Origin of the sequence: uncultured Georgenia sp., assembly GCF_937958535.1 — a bacterium.
Taxonomy (GTDB): Bacteria; Actinomycetota; Actinomycetes; order Actinomycetales; family Actinomycetaceae; genus Oceanitalea.
Genome location: NZ_CALGNQ010000231.1, coordinates 1 through 14650 on the forward strand (window position 1 = coordinate 1; position 14650 = coordinate 14650).

At 73.2% G+C, this 14650-nt stretch carries 12 protein-coding genes; 3 read left to right on the forward strand and 9 right to left on the reverse strand.

Going from position 1 to position 14650, the window contains the following annotated elements:
• Positions 1-4 precede the first annotated feature (4 nt).
• Positions 5-199 carry a 50S ribosomal protein L28 gene (rpmB, locus tag Q0195_RS12170; RefSeq protein ID WP_299278955.1) on the forward strand — a complete coding sequence of 65 codons (195 nt, stop codon included), beginning with the start codon at positions 5-7 and terminating at the stop codon, positions 197-199.
• 199 nt (positions 200-398) lie between these two features.
• On the opposite strand, the gene Q0195_RS12175 is transcribed toward rpmB, so the two are convergent.
• From Q0195_RS12175 to Q0195_RS12205, 7 genes are all read right to left on the reverse strand, one after another.
• Entirely contained in the window at positions 399-1046 is a 648-nt protein-coding gene (locus Q0195_RS12175) for a class I SAM-dependent methyltransferase (protein ID WP_299278924.1), read from the reverse strand.
• A gap of 79 nt (positions 1047-1125) precedes the next feature.
• Positions 1126-2328: an MFS transporter gene (locus tag Q0195_RS12180; protein ID WP_299278927.1), complete on the reverse strand. Its 1203-nt coding sequence runs from the start codon at positions 2326-2328 to the stop codon at positions 1126-1128.
• 210 nt (positions 2329-2538) lie between these two features.
• The gene (locus tag Q0195_RS12185) at positions 2539-4191 is read right to left on the reverse strand and encodes a thiamine pyrophosphate-dependent enzyme (protein ID WP_299278930.1); all 1653 of its coding nucleotides are present in this window, start codon (positions 4189-4191) and stop codon (positions 2539-2541) included.
• Between the two features lie 52 nt (positions 4192-4243).
• Entirely contained in the window at positions 4244-5677 is a 1434-nt protein-coding gene (locus Q0195_RS12190; RefSeq protein ID WP_299278933.1) for an aldehyde dehydrogenase family protein, read from the reverse strand.
• A 191-nt stretch (positions 5678-5868) separates the two neighbouring features.
• Positions 5869-6849 carry a helix-turn-helix domain-containing protein gene (locus tag Q0195_RS12195; protein ID WP_299278936.1) on the reverse strand — a complete coding sequence of 327 codons (981 nt, stop codon included), beginning with the start codon at positions 6847-6849 and terminating at the stop codon, positions 5869-5871.
• A 134-nt stretch (positions 6850-6983) separates the two neighbouring features.
• Positions 6984-8345 carry an NAD(P)/FAD-dependent oxidoreductase gene (locus Q0195_RS12200; RefSeq protein ID WP_299278939.1) on the reverse strand — a complete coding sequence of 454 codons (1362 nt, stop codon included), beginning with the start codon at positions 8343-8345 and terminating at the stop codon, positions 6984-6986.
• 22 nt (positions 8346-8367) lie between these two features.
• Positions 8368-9849, reverse strand: coding sequence for an APC family permease (locus tag Q0195_RS12205; protein WP_299278942.1), 1482 nt, complete (start codon positions 9847-9849; stop codon positions 8368-8370).
• 259 nt (positions 9850-10108) lie between these two features.
• Between Q0195_RS12205 and Q0195_RS12210 the strand changes: the two genes are divergently transcribed.
• On the forward strand, positions 10109-11047 hold the full coding sequence (locus Q0195_RS12210; RefSeq protein ID WP_299278944.1) for an ROK family protein: 939 nt from the start codon (positions 10109-10111) through the stop codon (positions 11045-11047).
• Between the two features lie 238 nt (positions 11048-11285).
• Entirely contained in the window at positions 11286-11996 is a 711-nt protein-coding gene (locus Q0195_RS12215; RefSeq protein WP_299278947.1) for a helix-turn-helix domain-containing protein, read from the forward strand.
• Positions 11997-12048: 52 nt separating this feature from the next.
• Here the strand turns inward: Q0195_RS12215 and Q0195_RS12220 are convergent, their stop codons facing one another.
• Together Q0195_RS12220 and hpaD are read right to left on the reverse strand one after the other, a co-directional pair.
• Positions 12049-13473: an MFS transporter gene (locus Q0195_RS12220; RefSeq protein WP_299278950.1), complete on the reverse strand. Its 1425-nt coding sequence runs from the start codon at positions 13471-13473 to the stop codon at positions 12049-12051.
• A gap of 26 nt (positions 13474-13499) precedes the next feature.
• On the reverse strand, positions 13500-14576 hold the full coding sequence (gene hpaD / locus Q0195_RS12225; RefSeq protein ID WP_299278952.1) for a 3,4-dihydroxyphenylacetate 2,3-dioxygenase: 1077 nt from the start codon (positions 14574-14576) through the stop codon (positions 13500-13502).
• Positions 14577-14650 lie beyond the last annotated feature (74 nt).

Below are 14650 nucleotides of genomic sequence, written 5' to 3' on the forward strand. Positions count from 1 at the left end.
GACCGTGGCTGCCACCTGCGACGTCTGCGGCAAGCACCCCAGCTTCGGCAAGAGCGTCTCGCACTCCCACGTGCGGACGAGCCGTCGGTGGAACCCGAACATCCAGCGCGTGCGCACGGTGGTGAACGGGACCCCGAAGCGCCTCAACGTGTGCACCTCGTGCCTCAAGGCCGGCAAGGTCCAGCGCGCCGCACTGTGACCCTCCGCCCGGGTGACCGGGTGGGCTGAGCGTTGCCGAGGGCCGCTCGACGATGCGTCGGGCGGCCCTTTGGCGTGCCCGCCACCGGCCCTTTGGCGTGCCCGCCGCCGGTGCCGTGACATGCCCGCCGCCGGGCTCGACCGCCGCCCGCCCCGGGCGTGGCCGCCGCCGGTCCGGTGGCCCGCCGGCCGCTGGGCGGCTACCGACGCCGCGCGACGATGGCGCCGTGGGGACGGGTCCCCTGCACGACCGCACGGCGGCCGAGCAGGGCGCCGAGCGGGCTGCTGCGCTGGGCGGGCCGGGTGGTCGTGGTGAGCACCTCGAACCCGGCCTCCTCCAGCAGGCGACCGAGGCTCGCGGTGCTCCAGTAGTACGCCGTGGCGACCGCGTGGGAGAACGGCACGCGCGAGCTGCCGGCGAAGAACCCCACGAGCAGGCCGCCGCCGGGGGTGGTGACCCGTGCCAGCTCGCGCAGCGCCACAGGCATCTGCGGCGGGTCGACGTGGATGAGGGAGTACCAGGCGAAGACGCCACCGGCGAAGCCGTCGGGCAGGTCGAGGTCCATGAGGTCGGCCCGCTCGAAGGACAGGTGGGGGTAGCGCTCCTTGGCGAGCGCCACCATCTCGGGGGCGAGGTCCACGCCCCGGACGTCCAGCCCCTGGTGCCAGAGGAACTGGGTCCAGTGCCCGGGCCCGCACCCGACGTCGAGCACCGGGCCGGACAACGACCGGGCCCACTGGCTGACGAGCCGGCGGTCGTCCTCGTGGGTGGACCGCATGGACCCGAGCATGTCGGAGTACTCCTCCGCCCGCCGGCCGTACGCCGCTGCTACTGTGCCCCGCCCCACACTTGGCAGGCTAGCCCCTCCCCGCCGTCTTTTCCTCCGTCTAAAGTTCTGTTTTCTTCACCGGTAGGAAAGACGTCGGTCAGTGCCGCACCTCCGAGGTGCGGCCGGGGTGGCGGCCGTGGACGAGGTGGTACTGCACCCCGACGGCCAACAGGAGGGCGGCGACGACGAGGTACATCACCCGGTAGTCCCACCCGGTCACCAGCCCGCCGAGGGCGGCCGGGCCCAGCCCGGTGCCGAGGTCGAGCATGAGGTAGTAGGTGGCCACCGCGAGGCCGATCTTGTGCGGCCGGGCGAGGCGGACCGCGGCCGCCTGGGCGGTGGGCATGACCGAGCCGAAGCCCAGTCCGAGGAGCAGCCCGGCCGCGAGCAGCTCAGGCGCGGTGTCGACGCGGGAGAGCAGGACGAGCCCGCCCGCGTAGAGGAGGAGCGCCGGGTACATCACCCAGTTGTCCCCGAGGCGGTCCTGGACCCGTCCGGCGACCATGCGGGAGCCCAGCACACCGGCCGCGTTGACGACGAAGAACGTGCCGGCGTGGCTCGCGATGCCCAGCGAGTCGGCGAACGGGTGGGTGAAGGTGATGGTCGAGGCGTTGGCGACACCGACGACGAGCATGACGGTCGACAGCGGCAGCGTGTCCCGGTCGACGAGGCCGGCCCGCCCGCTGCTGCGCCGCGGCCCGGCCGCCGGGCGGCGCTCGGGCAGGAGGAGCGCCACGAGGAACGCGGTCACCGACACTGCGGCGGAGGCCCAGAACAGGGCGTCGTAGCCCCAGCGGTCGATGACGCCCAGCCCGCCCAGCGGGCCGAGGGCGGCGGCGAGGGGGACGCTCATGCTGAAGTACCCGGTGCCCTCACCTCGCCGGGCGGCCGGGATGACCGACTGGGCGATCGTCGTCGTCGCGGTGTTCGCCAGGCCGTGAGCGGCACCGTGGAGCAGGCGGACGGCGAGCAGCAGGGGGAGGTCGGCGGCGGCGAGGTAGGCCGGCGACATCGCGACGTACAGGACGAGCGCCCACACCAGGACGCCCCGCGGGCCCCGGGAGCCGATGAGCGGGCCGGCGACGAGCCGGCCCAGGACCGCCCCGACGATGAACATGCTCGACGCCAGGCCGGCGAGGCTGTCCGACGCGGCGAAGCGCTGAGCGGCGTACAGCGCCATCGTCGTCATGAGCAGGTAGAAGACGAGCATCGTCAGGGTGTTGACGACGACGGCGGTGAGGAGCTCCCGGGTCCACAGGCGCCCCGCGTGCTCCCCTGCTCCGGCTCCCGGCCGTCTCACCGGGCCGTCCCGGGGACCCGCCGGTCCGTGCCCCACCGAGCCGTTCGCTGATCGTCCATGGGGGTCCTCGCCATCGTGATCCGGACCCGCCGATCATATACGATACTCCTCACGTCGCCGCGGCCCCCACCGGGCGCGACCCGTCACCGCCGTCCCGGCCACATGCCGCGGACGTGGCGGCGAGCGCCCGCCTGCTCCCGGTGGCGTGTCTCAGTGCCGGCGCAGGAAGTCCGCGGGGACCGTGCGGGTGACGAGGACGTCGACGACCAGCACCCCACGGGCACCGTCCCGGGTCCACTCCCCCACGACGTCGAGGTCGGCGAGGCGGGTGACGCGGTGGCCCCCGGCTCCGAGCGCGCGGCCGAGGGCGGCGAAGTCGACGTCGTCGAGGAGCATGCCCTCGCGGTCGACGCCGGCCGCGCCGTACTGGTGGAGCTCGGCGCCGTAGGCGGCGTCGTTGAAGACCACGACGAGGCCGGACTCGGCCTCGCGCAGGAAGGTGACGAGGTCGGCGAGCCCCATCGCGCCGCCGCCGTCGCCGGTGACGAGCACCGTCGTGCGGTCGGGCCGGGCGCGGGCGGCGCCCACGGCCGACGCGGAGCCGAGGCCGATGGTCTGCAGCGCGGTGCCGACGAGGACGAGCTCGGTCGGGTCGCCGACCCGGGCGTGCTGGGGCATCCACCCGATGAACTGGCCGCCGTCGTGCACCAGGGCGCGGTCGGCCGGGAGCAGCTCGTCGAGCCGGCGGGCCACCAGCCGCGGGTCGAGGCGGCCGTCGTCGGCGAGCTCGGGCAGCGCGGACAGGTCGGCGCGCAGGTCTCCGGCGGCGTCCGGGGCGCGGTCGCGCCAGGTGCCCCCGGGAGGGGATGGCTGTGCGCCGGTGCCGTCGGACAGCGCGGTGAGCAGGGCGTGGGCGAAGGCGGCGGCGTCGGCGCGGATGTACCGGGTGACCTGGCCGTGGGTCGCCACCGGCCCGAGGTCCACCTGGACCACCTCGCGGGCAGCGGCGAGCAGCCGGCCGCGCTGGTCCTGGAAGTCGTTGAGGCTGATCCCGACGGCGAGGACGACGTCCGCGGAGGTGATGAGCTCCCAGCCGCGCGGGGTGCTGAAGCCGCCGGCGATGCCCAGGTCCCAGGGCGAGCCGGTGAGGCCGGCGGCTGTGGCCGAGGTCGCGAAGAGCGCGCCGAGGCGGTCCCCGACGCGGCGCAGCGTCTGCCCGGCGCCGGCGAGGTGGGCGCCGCGGCCGAGGAGCAGGAGCGGGCGCTGCGCACCGCGCAGGAGCGCGGCGACGCCCGCGACCTGCTGCACGGTGGGCTGCGGCGGCGCCGACGGGGAGACGCTGCCCATGCGGTGGGTGTCACCGGCCGGGGCGGTCGCGACGTCGTACGGGATGGACAGGACGACCGGGGTGCGGTCCCACCGCGCGAGGTCGTAGGCGTAGTGGGCCGCGGCCGCCGCGCCGTCGGCCGGGACGCGGACGACCGGGACGTCGAGGCCGGCCAGGAGCGCCTCCTGGTCGAGGTCCCACCAGCGGGGGGCTGCGCTGGGTCCCTCCCCCGCGACGAGGACGAGCGGCACGCGCGCCAGCCGGGCCTCGGCGAGGGAGGTGAGGGTGTTGGTGAGGCCGGCGCCGTAGGTGGTGGTCGCCGTCGCCAGCGCGCCTCCGGCCAGGTAGTGCGCCTGCGCCGCCGCCACGGTCCCCGCCTCGTGCCGCATCCGGACGTACGGCGCACCGGTGGCGGTGAGGTGCCCCACGACGTAGGCGTTGCCGTTGCCCATCACCCCGTAGACGGCGGCGCTGCGCTCGGCCACGACCGCGGCGACGGCGGTGGAGACGGTGGTCGACGTCCTCGTCGGTGTCATGCGCTCAGGATAGGGCGCGCCGTGCTGACGACGGCGCGCCCCGGCCCTGACGTCAGGCGCTGATGACCTGCGGGGCGCCGAGCTGCTTGAGCCCCTCGACGCCGAACTCCAGGCCGTAGCCGGACTGCTTGACCCCGCCGAAGGGCACCCGCGGGTCGACCGCGCCGTGCTTGTTGACCCACACCGTGCCCGCCTGGAGGCGGGCGGCGACGGCCAGGGCCTGCTCACGGTCGGTGCCCCACACCGAGGCGCCGAGGCCCACGTCCAGCGCGTTGGCCATCTCGACGGCCTCGTTCACGGTGGAGTAGCGGACGATCGGCAGGGCGGGGCCGAACTGCTCCTCGGCGACGAGCGGGTTGTCGTTGTCGACGTCGGCCACGAGCGTCGTGGGGTAGAAGTAGCCCGGCTGGTCCGGGTCGGGGTCCCCACCGAGGAGAACCCGGGCACCGGCGTCCTTGGCGGCCTGGACGAGGCGGGAGACGATGTCGAACTGGGCCTTGTTCTGCAGCGGGCCGAGCACGTTCTGCTCCTCGCGCCCCACGCCCATCGGGACCTGGCGGGCGACCTCGGTCAGCGCCTGGCAGACGTCCTCGTAGATGGACTCGTGGACGTAGAGGCGCTTGAGGGCGGCGCAGGTCTGGCCGGTGTTGATGAACGCACCCCAGAAGAGGTCCTCGGCGATCGCCCGGGGGTCGGCGTCGGGCAGCACGATGCCGGCGTCGTTGCCGCCGAGCTCGAGGGTCAGCCGCTTCACCGTGTCGGCCGAGGAGCGGATGATCGCCTTCCCGGTGACCGTCGAGCCGGTGAACATGATCTTGTCCACCTCGGGGTGGGCGGCGAGACGCTCCCCGACGCCACGGCCTCCGGAGACCACGCGCAGGACGTCGGTGGGCAGCTCCTGGGACAGGACGTGGACCAGGGCGAGCACGCTCAGCGGGGTGTACTCCGAGGGCTTGAGCACCACGGTGTTGCCCATGCGCAGCGCGGGGGCGAGCTGCCACACGCTGATCATCATCGGCCAGTTCCACGGCCCGATGGCGCCGACGACGCCCAGCGGCCGGTAGTGCAGCTCGGCGCGCGAGCCCTCCTCGTCCACGAGGACCTCGGGCTCGAGCGGGAAGGCGGCGGTGGCGCGCAGCCAGGCGGCGCAGGCGCCCACCTCGAAGCGGGCGTTGGGGCCGTTGAGCGGCTTGCCCTGCTCCCGGGAGAGCAGCTCGGCGAGTGCCTCGGCGTTCGCCTCGACGGCGTCGGCCGCCCGGTCGAGCAGCTCGCTGCGGCGCTCGTGCCCCAGGGCGGCCCACGCCGGCTGCGCCGCGCGGGCCGCAGCGACCGCGGCGTCCAGGTCGGCCACAGTGTGCTCGGGGGCGCGGCCGACGAGCTCGCCGGTCGCGGGGTCGAGGATCTCCCGGCCGCCCTCGCCGGCGGCGACGGCGGCGAGGAGGTCGGCGTAGGACAGTGCTCCGAGGGTGGTGTGCTGGGTCGTCATCGTCTCCCTTTCCACGGGTGGTCGGTGCCGGCGTCGTGACGGTCGCCACAGGCCGGGGCTGACCCCACCATGACCCAGCGCCGCGCCAGGGGTCTTGCGCTCCTGTGCCGAGGGCTTGTCGGCACGTGCACGCGTCGGGCGGGCCTCCCGCCTCCGTGCGTCCTCCTCCCGTCGCGACCTCGCCGCGGTGGTCAGGCGACGCGGCCGCGGGCCGCCGCGGCCTCGCGGTACGCGGTGGGCGACTGGCCGTACTCGGCCTTGAAGAGCCGGCTGAAGTGGGCGGCGTCGAGCAGCCCCCACCGGGCGGCGATCGCCGAGACCGGCCGGTCGGCGTGGAGCGGGTCGATGAGGTCGCGGCGGATGCGCTCCAGCCGGCGGGAGCGGATCCACGCCGACACCGTCTCCCCCTCCTCGGAGAAGATCGTGTACAGGTGCCGGATGGAGATGTAGTGGGCCTGGGCGATCGACGCCGGGGTGAGGTCCGGGTCGCCGAGGTGCTCCAGGATGTACTCCCGCACCTCCCGCGCGAGGCTGCGCGCGGGCCCGACGGCGCCGTGACGGCGCTGGTGCAGCTCCTGGGACAGCATCGTCACCAGCAGGTCGAGCGCGGAGTGCACGAGCCGCGTGGCGTGCGAGCCGGAGAGCTGGTCCATGTTGCGTCCCAGCTCGACGAAGAACGGGTTGATGACCCGCCCGAGCCCCTCGTCGCGCGGGAAGCGCACGGCGGTGACCTGGGCGACCTCGTCGCGCGGGAGGTCGACGGCCTCGTGCGGGAACATGATGACCATCGCCCGGTTCCGCTCGGGGAACGTGAGCCGGTAGGTGCGGTGGGTGTCGTAGATGGCGATGTCGCCGGGCTGGAGCGTGACGCACCGGCCGTCCTGCTCGAGGACCGCCGGCCCGCTGAGCTGGAGGCTGAGCTTGTAGAACCGGCCCTCGACCTGCTCGATGAGGGCCTCGGTGCGGCGCACGACGTGCGGGGTGGCGACGATCTCGAAGACCGACACGTCGTCGACGACGGTGCGCTCGAGGTGGCCGCGGAAGGGCACGCCGTCGAGCGCGTCGACCTCGAGCGGGACGAAGCTGCCCGCGACGACCGCACGCCAGGCGTCCAGGTCGAGGGTGCCGCGGAGCTGGTCGATGTCGACGACACCACTGGCGAAGCGGGGCATGCGGACTCCTTCGGACGGAGGACCCGGTGTGACCCCGATCATATACGACCCGAGGGTGGCCCGGGACACATCCCGCTCCCCGCCTCGGTCCGGCCGGGGGCCGCCGCTGCGGACGGCCCCCGGCCGGGGGGTGGTCAGCGCGCCACGACCGGCTGGTCCACCGGGGCACGCACCCCGAGCTCGGTGAGGACCCGCCGGGCGGTGGTGATGCCGGTCTCGATGGCGCCGTCGACGACGACGCCGTTCCATCCCTTGGCGATGTCCGCGCCGGCGAAGTACAGCCGGGTGTCGGTGTCGTGGAAGGTGCTCCAGCCCTCGATGAACTGGCCGGACCTGATGGTGGCCCAGGTCTGGCCGCTCCACCTGTCCGCGCACCAGTCGTGGCCGTCGCTCTCCAGGACGGTGAGGTCCGGGCGCCACTGGTTGACGATCTGCTGCACCTGGGCGACGTCCTGCAGGTCGATCGCGGTGTGGTCGGGCCCGAAGCCGACGAAGATCGTCGTCCCGTCGTCGAGGAAGTACTCGGCCTTCATCATCGCGATCGGGCTGCCCGTCGGGGCGGTGGCGATGAAGTTGTGGTGCCCCTGGACCTTGATCCAGATCTTGAAGCCGGTGCTGTTCGTCTTCTCCTCCACGACCCTGCGCATCGGCGCCGGCAGCTCGGGGGTGAAGGCCACGTGGTGCATCGCCCCGATCGGGACGGTGACGATGACGGCGTCGGCCTCGCGCGCGGTGCCGTCCTGGAGGGTGAGGCGGGCCCCGCGCTCGTCGTGCTCGACGGCGGTGACGGGGGTGGACAGGTGGATCGGGCAGCGCAGGTCGGCGGCGATGTTCTCGTACAGGCCGCGCATCCCGTTCTTCAGCTTGAACTTCAGCGTCTGCTCGTCCAGCAGCGGCAGCCGGTGGTCCGACAGCGCGGCCCAGTGCTTGGCCATGAGCGGGGACGCCGTGGCGGTGTAGCCGTTGTACCCGGCCGACCAGTAGGCGTCGCAGACGTCGATCTCCTCCTGCGTGAAGCTCCCGTCGCGCAGGGCGTCGAGGACGCTGCCCTGGTCGGCCGCGCGGAAGCGCTCGACGACGTCGGCGGGGCCGTCGTACCTGTCGCTCAGGACGTACAGCGGGTCGTGCGGGTAGGGGAAGAACTCGCGGGAGCCCTCGAAGATCTTCGCCTGGGGACGGGCCAGGACGGCGTCGAGGTCGTCCTCGGGCCCCTCGTGCACCTCGCCGTCGGCGATCCAGTAGGCACGCTCGTAGTCGGGGCTGGGGTAGATCTCCTGGCCGTAGCGGGCGATCTCGGTCCAGACGTAGGGCTGCATCCAGTGCACCCAGGTGGCCCCGAGCTCGAGGGTGTGACCCATCCGCTCCTCGGTCCAGGCCCGGCCGCCGATGCGGTCGCGGGCCTCGAAGATCTCCACCTCCACCCCGGCGGTTTGCAGCTCGCGGGCAGCCACGAGGCCGGCGAATCCGGCACCGACGATGAGGACCTTGGCAGACATGCGTGCTCCTTTCGGTGAGAGGTCAGCCGACGTTGGCGTCGCGCAGGCGGTCGAAGACCTCGGGCCGCGTCCGGCGCAGCACCTCGCCCCAGACCAGGCCGACGACACCGGCGCCGAGGATGATCGCGGGCATGACGACGACGAGCGGCGAGGGGCCCTCGGCGCCGATCATGACGTCGAAGTTGACGAGGATGAGGGCGAAGACGGTGCCCAGCCCGAGGGCCGCGACGGCCGGCGCCCACAGCCGGACGAGGGACGAGTAGCCGCGGTCGTCGCGCCAGAAGTAGGCGATGACGGCGACCGAGGTGACGAAGAGGAGGAAGACCAGCCCGAAGGCGGCGGCGTTGGTGAGCCAGGTGAACATCGTGACCACCGGGAACAGCGGCCCGAGCTCGGAGCCTGCGCCGACCACCGCGAAGATGACGATGAGCGTCAGCGCCAGCGCGGACTGGGCCAGCGACCCGGCGACGGGGGCGTGGTTCGTGCGACCGGCGCGGGCGAGCACGTGGGGCAGCACCCGGGCCCGGCCGAGGGAGAAGAAGTAGCGGGCCGCGGCGTTGTGGAACGCCATGAGCGCGGCGAACAGGCTGGTGACGAAGAGGAGGTTGCCGATGTCGGCGAGGAGGACCGACCCCTGCTCCTGGAGGAAGACGAACATGATGTCCGGCCCGAGCTCCTGGGACAGCGGGACGATGCTCGAGACGCCCACGCCGATGGACAGCGCCCAGGCGGAGAAGGCGTAGAACGAGGCGATGACGGCGACGGCGATGAAGGTGGCCCGCGCGACGGAGCGCCGCGGGTCCTTCACCTCCTCGCTGTAGATGGCGCCGGACTCGAAGCCCATGAAGGCGGCGATGCCGAAGGCGAGGATCGCGCCGATGCCGTGGGTGGCCCAGTTCTCCAGGGCGAAGGGCTCGGCGGTGACGCCCTCCGGGGAGGCGAGGAACGACATGACGTTGGCGACGACGACGACGGCGAACTCGAGCAGGACGACGACGGCGAGCACCCGCGCCGAGAGGTCGATCTTGTTCAGGCCGAGCCAGCCGACGACGACGAAGCCGAGCAGCGCCGCGGCCCACCACGGGACGTCGAGGCCGGTCTTCGCCGAGACGAAGGAGGCCAGGGCGAAGCCGAAGATGCCGTAGAGCCCGATCTGCATGGCGTTGTAGCTGATGAGGGCGAGCATCGAGGCGCCGATGCCCTGCCGGATGCCGAGCCCGGAGCTCACGTAGGCGTAGAAGGCCCCGGCGTTCTGGACCTGTGCGCTCATCGCGCCGTAGCCGATTGCGAACACGACGAGGATGAGCCCGAGGGCGAGGTAGCCCACGGGCACACCGGTCAGTCCGGTGACGGCGAAGCTCGTGGGGGCTCCGCCGGCGACGACGGTGAGCGGCGCGGACGCCGCGATGATGAGGAAGACGAGGTGCCGGACGGTCAGCGTCCGGCGGGCGAGCCCGGCCTCGGTCTCGGGCTGCTCGGTGCTCGTGGTCAGTGAGGTCGTCATGGGTCACGCTCCTTCGCGGGGGTGTCTCGACGTCGAGCTGCTGCGACTACCCGTGACGGTACGGAGGCCGGGAGACCGGTGGAAGGACGCGCGCGCCCCAGGCCACGCTCCGACAAGTGGTGTGCGCGATTCGACAAGCGGACCCCAGTACCGCGCCGCCGGGCGCCGCCCGTCCGTCCCGTTCCCCTGACAGCGCATCGGGCCGTGCGCTTGACTGGCAGCCGTGGCCGGCAGGACTTCCGCACGGTGGGAAGGGGGCGTGAGCGTGGGCGGACGGGTCGGCCTGCGGGCCGGGCTCGACATCGGCGGCACCTCGACGGTGGCGGTGCTCCTCGACACCGAGGGCGCGCCCCTCGCCCACCACACCGCCCGCTCCGGCCGCGGTCCGACGGCGGTGGTCGACGTGGCGGTGGCCGCGGTCGGGCGGCTGTGCGACGTGGCCGGGGTGTCCCCCGCCGCGCTGCGGGGCGTGGGGGTGGGGCTGCCCGGCACCGTCGTGGACGGCCGGGTGCGCAACGCGGTCAACCTCGGTATCGCCGAGCTGGACATGGCCGGGGCGCTCGGCGACCGGCTCGGTGCCCCCGTCTTCGTGGAGAACGACGTCGACGCGGCCGCCCTGGGCGCGCACCACGTGCTCGCGGCAGCGGGGGACGCGCCGCGTTCGCTGGCCTACCTCAACCTCGGGACCGGCCTGGCGTGCGGCGTCGTCACCGGCGGACGGCTGTGGCGCGGGGCCGCGGGCGCGGCCGGTGAGGTGGGGCACGTGCCCGTCGACCCCGATGGAGCGCCGTGCCCGTGCGGGCAGCGCGGGTGCCTGGAGACGGTGGCCTCGGGCTCCGCCGTCGCCCGGATGTGGCCCGCGACCGACGCGCCGCCACCCGTCGCCCTCTTCGCGGCGGCAGCCCAGGGGGACCCGGCCGCACGCGCCGTCCGGGAACGGGTGCTCGCCGGCGTCGCGGCGGCGGTCCGGCTCGTCGCCCTCACCTTCGACCCGGAGCGGGTGGTGCTCGGCGGCGGCCTCACCGCGCTGGGGCGCCCGCTCCTGTCCGGCGTGCGCGAGGCGTTGACCGAGCTGGCACGCGGCTCACCGTTCCTCGCCTCCCTCGACCTGCCCGACCGGCTCGGGCTCGTCCCGCGCCCCGCGGAGGTCGGCGCGCTGGGCGCGGCGCTGCTCACCGGCGTCCTGGCCGCACGGTGACCCGCACAGCCCCACGGTGACCCGCACGCCCCGCGGCACCCCGCACAGCCCCACGGTGACCCGCACGCCCCGCGGCGCATCGCACGGCCGCGCGATGCGCCCCCGATGCCGCGCGGTCCGCCACAGCCCCGTGGTGGCCTCCTCGACCGGGGGTCCGGTGCACTATCTGCACAGCGTGACGTCGATCCAATACGATTGCCCTGTCTGCGGGCGCGTGCCCGGACAGGAACGAGGGACGATGAGCACTCCGGCCGGCGGCACGTCGCAGACGCTCTCCCGTGGGCTGCGCGCCCTCGAGACACTGTGCAGCGCCGCCACACCGCTGCGGGTCAACGACGTCGCCGACGTGCTGGGCGTCCACCGCTCGGCCGCCTACCGGCTGCTGCGCACCCTCGAGGAGCACGGTCTGGCTGCCCGCACCGAGCACGGCTACCTGCCCGGCCCGGGGCTGCGCACCCTCCTCGAGGCCGCGGAGGCGCCGCAGCAGCGCAAGGCCACCCCGATCCTCCAGGGGGTCGTCGACGACCTCGGCGTCACCGCGTTCCTCGCGGTCGCCGAGCACGGGCTGGCCATCACCCGCACCACCGTCGAACCACGGCACCACGGCGTCACCCTCGTCGTCCGTCCCGGCAGCGCCCACCCGCTGACCCGTGGCGCCCCGGGTCTCGCCCTCCTCGTCGCCCTCGGGGACGAGCTCTCCGCGGCCGAGCTCGCCGAGCTCGCCGGGCCGCGGCTGCCCGACGTCCAGGCCGCCCGCGCCCGCGGCTGGGCGGTCTCCCACGACGAGGTCATCCCCAACGTCCGCTCCGTGGCCGTCCCGGTGCGTGGCGCGGTCGGGTGGCCGGCCGCCCTCGCCGTCGTCTTCCCCGACCAGACCGTCCCGGACGAGACCGCTGCCCGGCGTCTGCAGCAGGCGGCCCGCGACTTCGTCCTGGCGATGGAGCGCTAGCGCGCCAGGAGCCGGGCCCCGCACGGGGCCCGGCTCCCTGTCGGTCGGTGGCTCAGTAGCCGGCGCCGCGGTCGAAGGACGCGGGCGTGGCGACCTTCGCCCCGGCCCCGTCCTGCAGCGTGGCCTCCAGCTCGGCCGCCCCGGGGATGTCCATCGCGTCCGGGCCGATGAGCGCCTTGCCGGTGCGGTCGCGGACCAGCGAGACCGCGACGAGGCCGACGAGTGCGACGGCGAGCAGGTAGGTCGCCACCGCCATGTTCGTGCCGAACTGTGCCTGCAGCCAGGTGGCGATCGTCGGGGCGAACGCCCCACCGATGATGGCGCCGAAGGCGTAGGCCATGCCGGCCCCCGAGTACCGGATCCGGGCGGGGAACATCTCGGCGAACATCGCGGCCTGCGGGCCGTAGGTGAGGCCGAGGCCGACGGTGAAGAGGACCATGGCCAGCGCGATGAGCCCGACGTGCCGGGTGTCGACGAGGAGGAACAGCGGGAACACCGTGGCGATGAGGCAGCCGAAGCCGATCTGGTAGGTGCGCACGCGGCCGATGGCGTCCGACAGCCGCGCCGCGGCCAGGGTCGTGACGATCCACGCCGCGGAGGCGAGGAGCACGAGGTTGAGGATGGTCGTGCGGTCCATCCCCAGCTCCGTCGTCGTGTACCCGAGGATGTAGCCGCCGGTGATCATGTAGCCGGAGGCGTTGTTGCCCGCGAAGGTCAGCGCCCCCTTGACCAGCTCGCGGCCGTTGAACCGGAACATCTGGACCAGCGGGAGCCGGACCTGCTGCTCGTTCTTCGTGACCTCCTGGAACACCGGGGACTCGGTGACGCCGAGGCGGATGAGCATGCCGACGACGATGAGCAGGACGGACAGGAGGAAGGGCACCCGCCAGCCCCACGACATGAACTGCTCCTCCGACGTCGTCGCGGTGACCACCGCGAGCACGCCGGCCGCCATGAGCATGCCGAGCGGCACCCCGATCTGCGGGAACCCGCCGAACAGGCCGCGCTTCTGCGCCGGGGCGTGCTCCACCGCCATGAGGGCGGCGCCGCCCCACTCACCACCGGCCGAGAAGCCCTGGAGCACCCGCAACAGCACGAGGAGGACCGGAGCCCACATCCCGATGCTGTCGTAGGTCGGCAGGAAGCCGATGAGCACGGTCGCCCCACCCATGAGGATGAGCGTGAGGACGAGCATGAGCTTGCGGCCCAGCCGGTCACCGTAGTGGCCGGCCACCATCGCCCCGAGCGGACGGAAGAAGAAGCTCACGCCCACCGTCGCGAAGGAGATGAGCCGGGCCGCCAGATCGCCCATCGACTCCGCGAAGGGCTCGAAGAAGAGCGGTGCCAGGACGAGCGCCGCTGCGTTGGAGTAGATGAAGAAGTCGTACCACTCGATGGTCGTCCCGGCGAGGGTGGCCACGGCCACCCGCCGGTCTTCACGCCGCTTGGGGTTGAGAACCCTCGACTGCGAGGTCATAGAAGCTCCGGATGCGTGTGTGTCGGTCAGACCTGGTTGCCGAGCTTGAAGCCGCGCTCGGTGTCGCCCTTGCGGGTGTAGGAGAAGCCGTCGGCGCCGATGGTCACGTCCAGCTCGCGGGGCTCCTCGCGCTTGACCAGCGGCACCGGGTTGCCGTCGAGGTCGAGCACCGTCGAGGCGTCGGTGTACCAGCTCGGCACGACCGGGTTGCCCCACCAGTCACGACGCTGGTTGTCGTGCACGTCCCAGGTGACCACGGGGTTGTCCGGGTCGCCGGTGTAGTAGTCCTGGGTGTAGATCTCCACCCGGTGGCCGTCCGGGTCCCGCAGGTAGAGGTAGAAGGCGTTCGACACGCCGTGGCGGCCCGGGCCGCGCTCGATCTGGTCGGACCGGCGCAGCGCGCCGAGCTTGTCGCAGATGTACAGGATGTTGTGCTTCTCGTGGGTGGAGAAGGCGATGTGGTGCATCCGCGGGCCGTCACCGCCGGTCAGGGCGGTGTCGTGCACGGTGTGCTTGCGGGCGAACCAGGCGGCGTAGGTCACGCCCTTGTCGTCCTTGATGTCCTCGGTGCGCTTGAAGCCGAGGTTCTCCAGGTACTCCGCGCCGGTGACGACGTCGGGGTAGACCTGGTTGAAGTGGTCGAGCCGTACCAGCGCACCGGCGCCGTAGAGCTCGTAGTTCCAGGCCAGCCGCTGGACGTGGTCGACCTCGTAGAAGAACTCGTAGGGGAAGCCGAGCGGGTCCTGCACCCGGACGGCGTCGCGGATGCCGCGGACGAAGCCCTCCTTGGAGCGACGGACGTCGCAGCCCAGCGCACGGTAGTAGGCCTCGGCCTTGTCGAGCTCCTCGGGGCTGCGCACCCGGAACCCGAAGGCGGCCACGGCCGGCTCGGGCCCCTTGCGGAGCACGAGGTTGTGGTGGATGAACTCCTCCAGGGAGCGCAGGTAGATGGCGTCCTCGTCCTCGTGGGTGACGACGAGGCCGAGGATGTCGACGTAGAACTCGCGCGAGGCGGCGAGGTCGGTGACGACGAGCTCCATGTAGGCGCAGCGCACGATGTCGGGCGCGGGCAGGTCGGTGGCGATCGCGGGCATGTCGGTCATGGCTGTCTCCTTCGTCCAGCGTTCAGGCTTGGAGGTTCTTGGTGGCGAAGTAGGGGTCGTCGGGGTTGTATCCG

Coding starts and splice junctions, on each gene's coding strand:
- Q0195_RS12185 (WP_299278930.1), bottom strand. CDS start 4,191: ATGACACCGACGAGGACGTCGACCACCGTCTCCACCGCCGTCGCCGCG.
- Q0195_RS12190 (WP_299278933.1), bottom strand. CDS start 5,677: ATGACGACCCAGCACACCACCCTCGGAGCACTGTCCTACGCCGACCTC.
- Q0195_RS12195 (WP_299278936.1), bottom strand. CDS start 6,849: ATGCCCCGCTTCGCCAGTGGTGTCGTCGACATCGACCAGCTCCGCGGC.
- Q0195_RS12200 (WP_299278939.1), bottom strand. CDS start 8,345: ATGTCTGCCAAGGTCCTCATCGTCGGTGCCGGATTCGCCGGCCTCGTG.
- Q0195_RS12205 (WP_299278942.1), bottom strand. CDS start 9,849: ATGACGACCTCACTGACCACGAGCACCGAGCAGCCCGAGACCGAGGCC.
- Q0195_RS12215 (WP_299278947.1), top strand. CDS start 11,286: ATGAGCACTCCGGCCGGCGGCACGTCGCAGACGCTCTCCCGTGGGCTG.
- Q0195_RS12220 (WP_299278950.1), bottom strand. CDS start 13,473: ATGACCTCGCAGTCGAGGGTTCTCAACCCCAAGCGGCGTGAAGACCGG.
- hpaD (WP_299278952.1), bottom strand. CDS start 14,576: ATGACCGACATGCCCGCGATCGCCACCGACCTGCCCGCGCCCGACATC.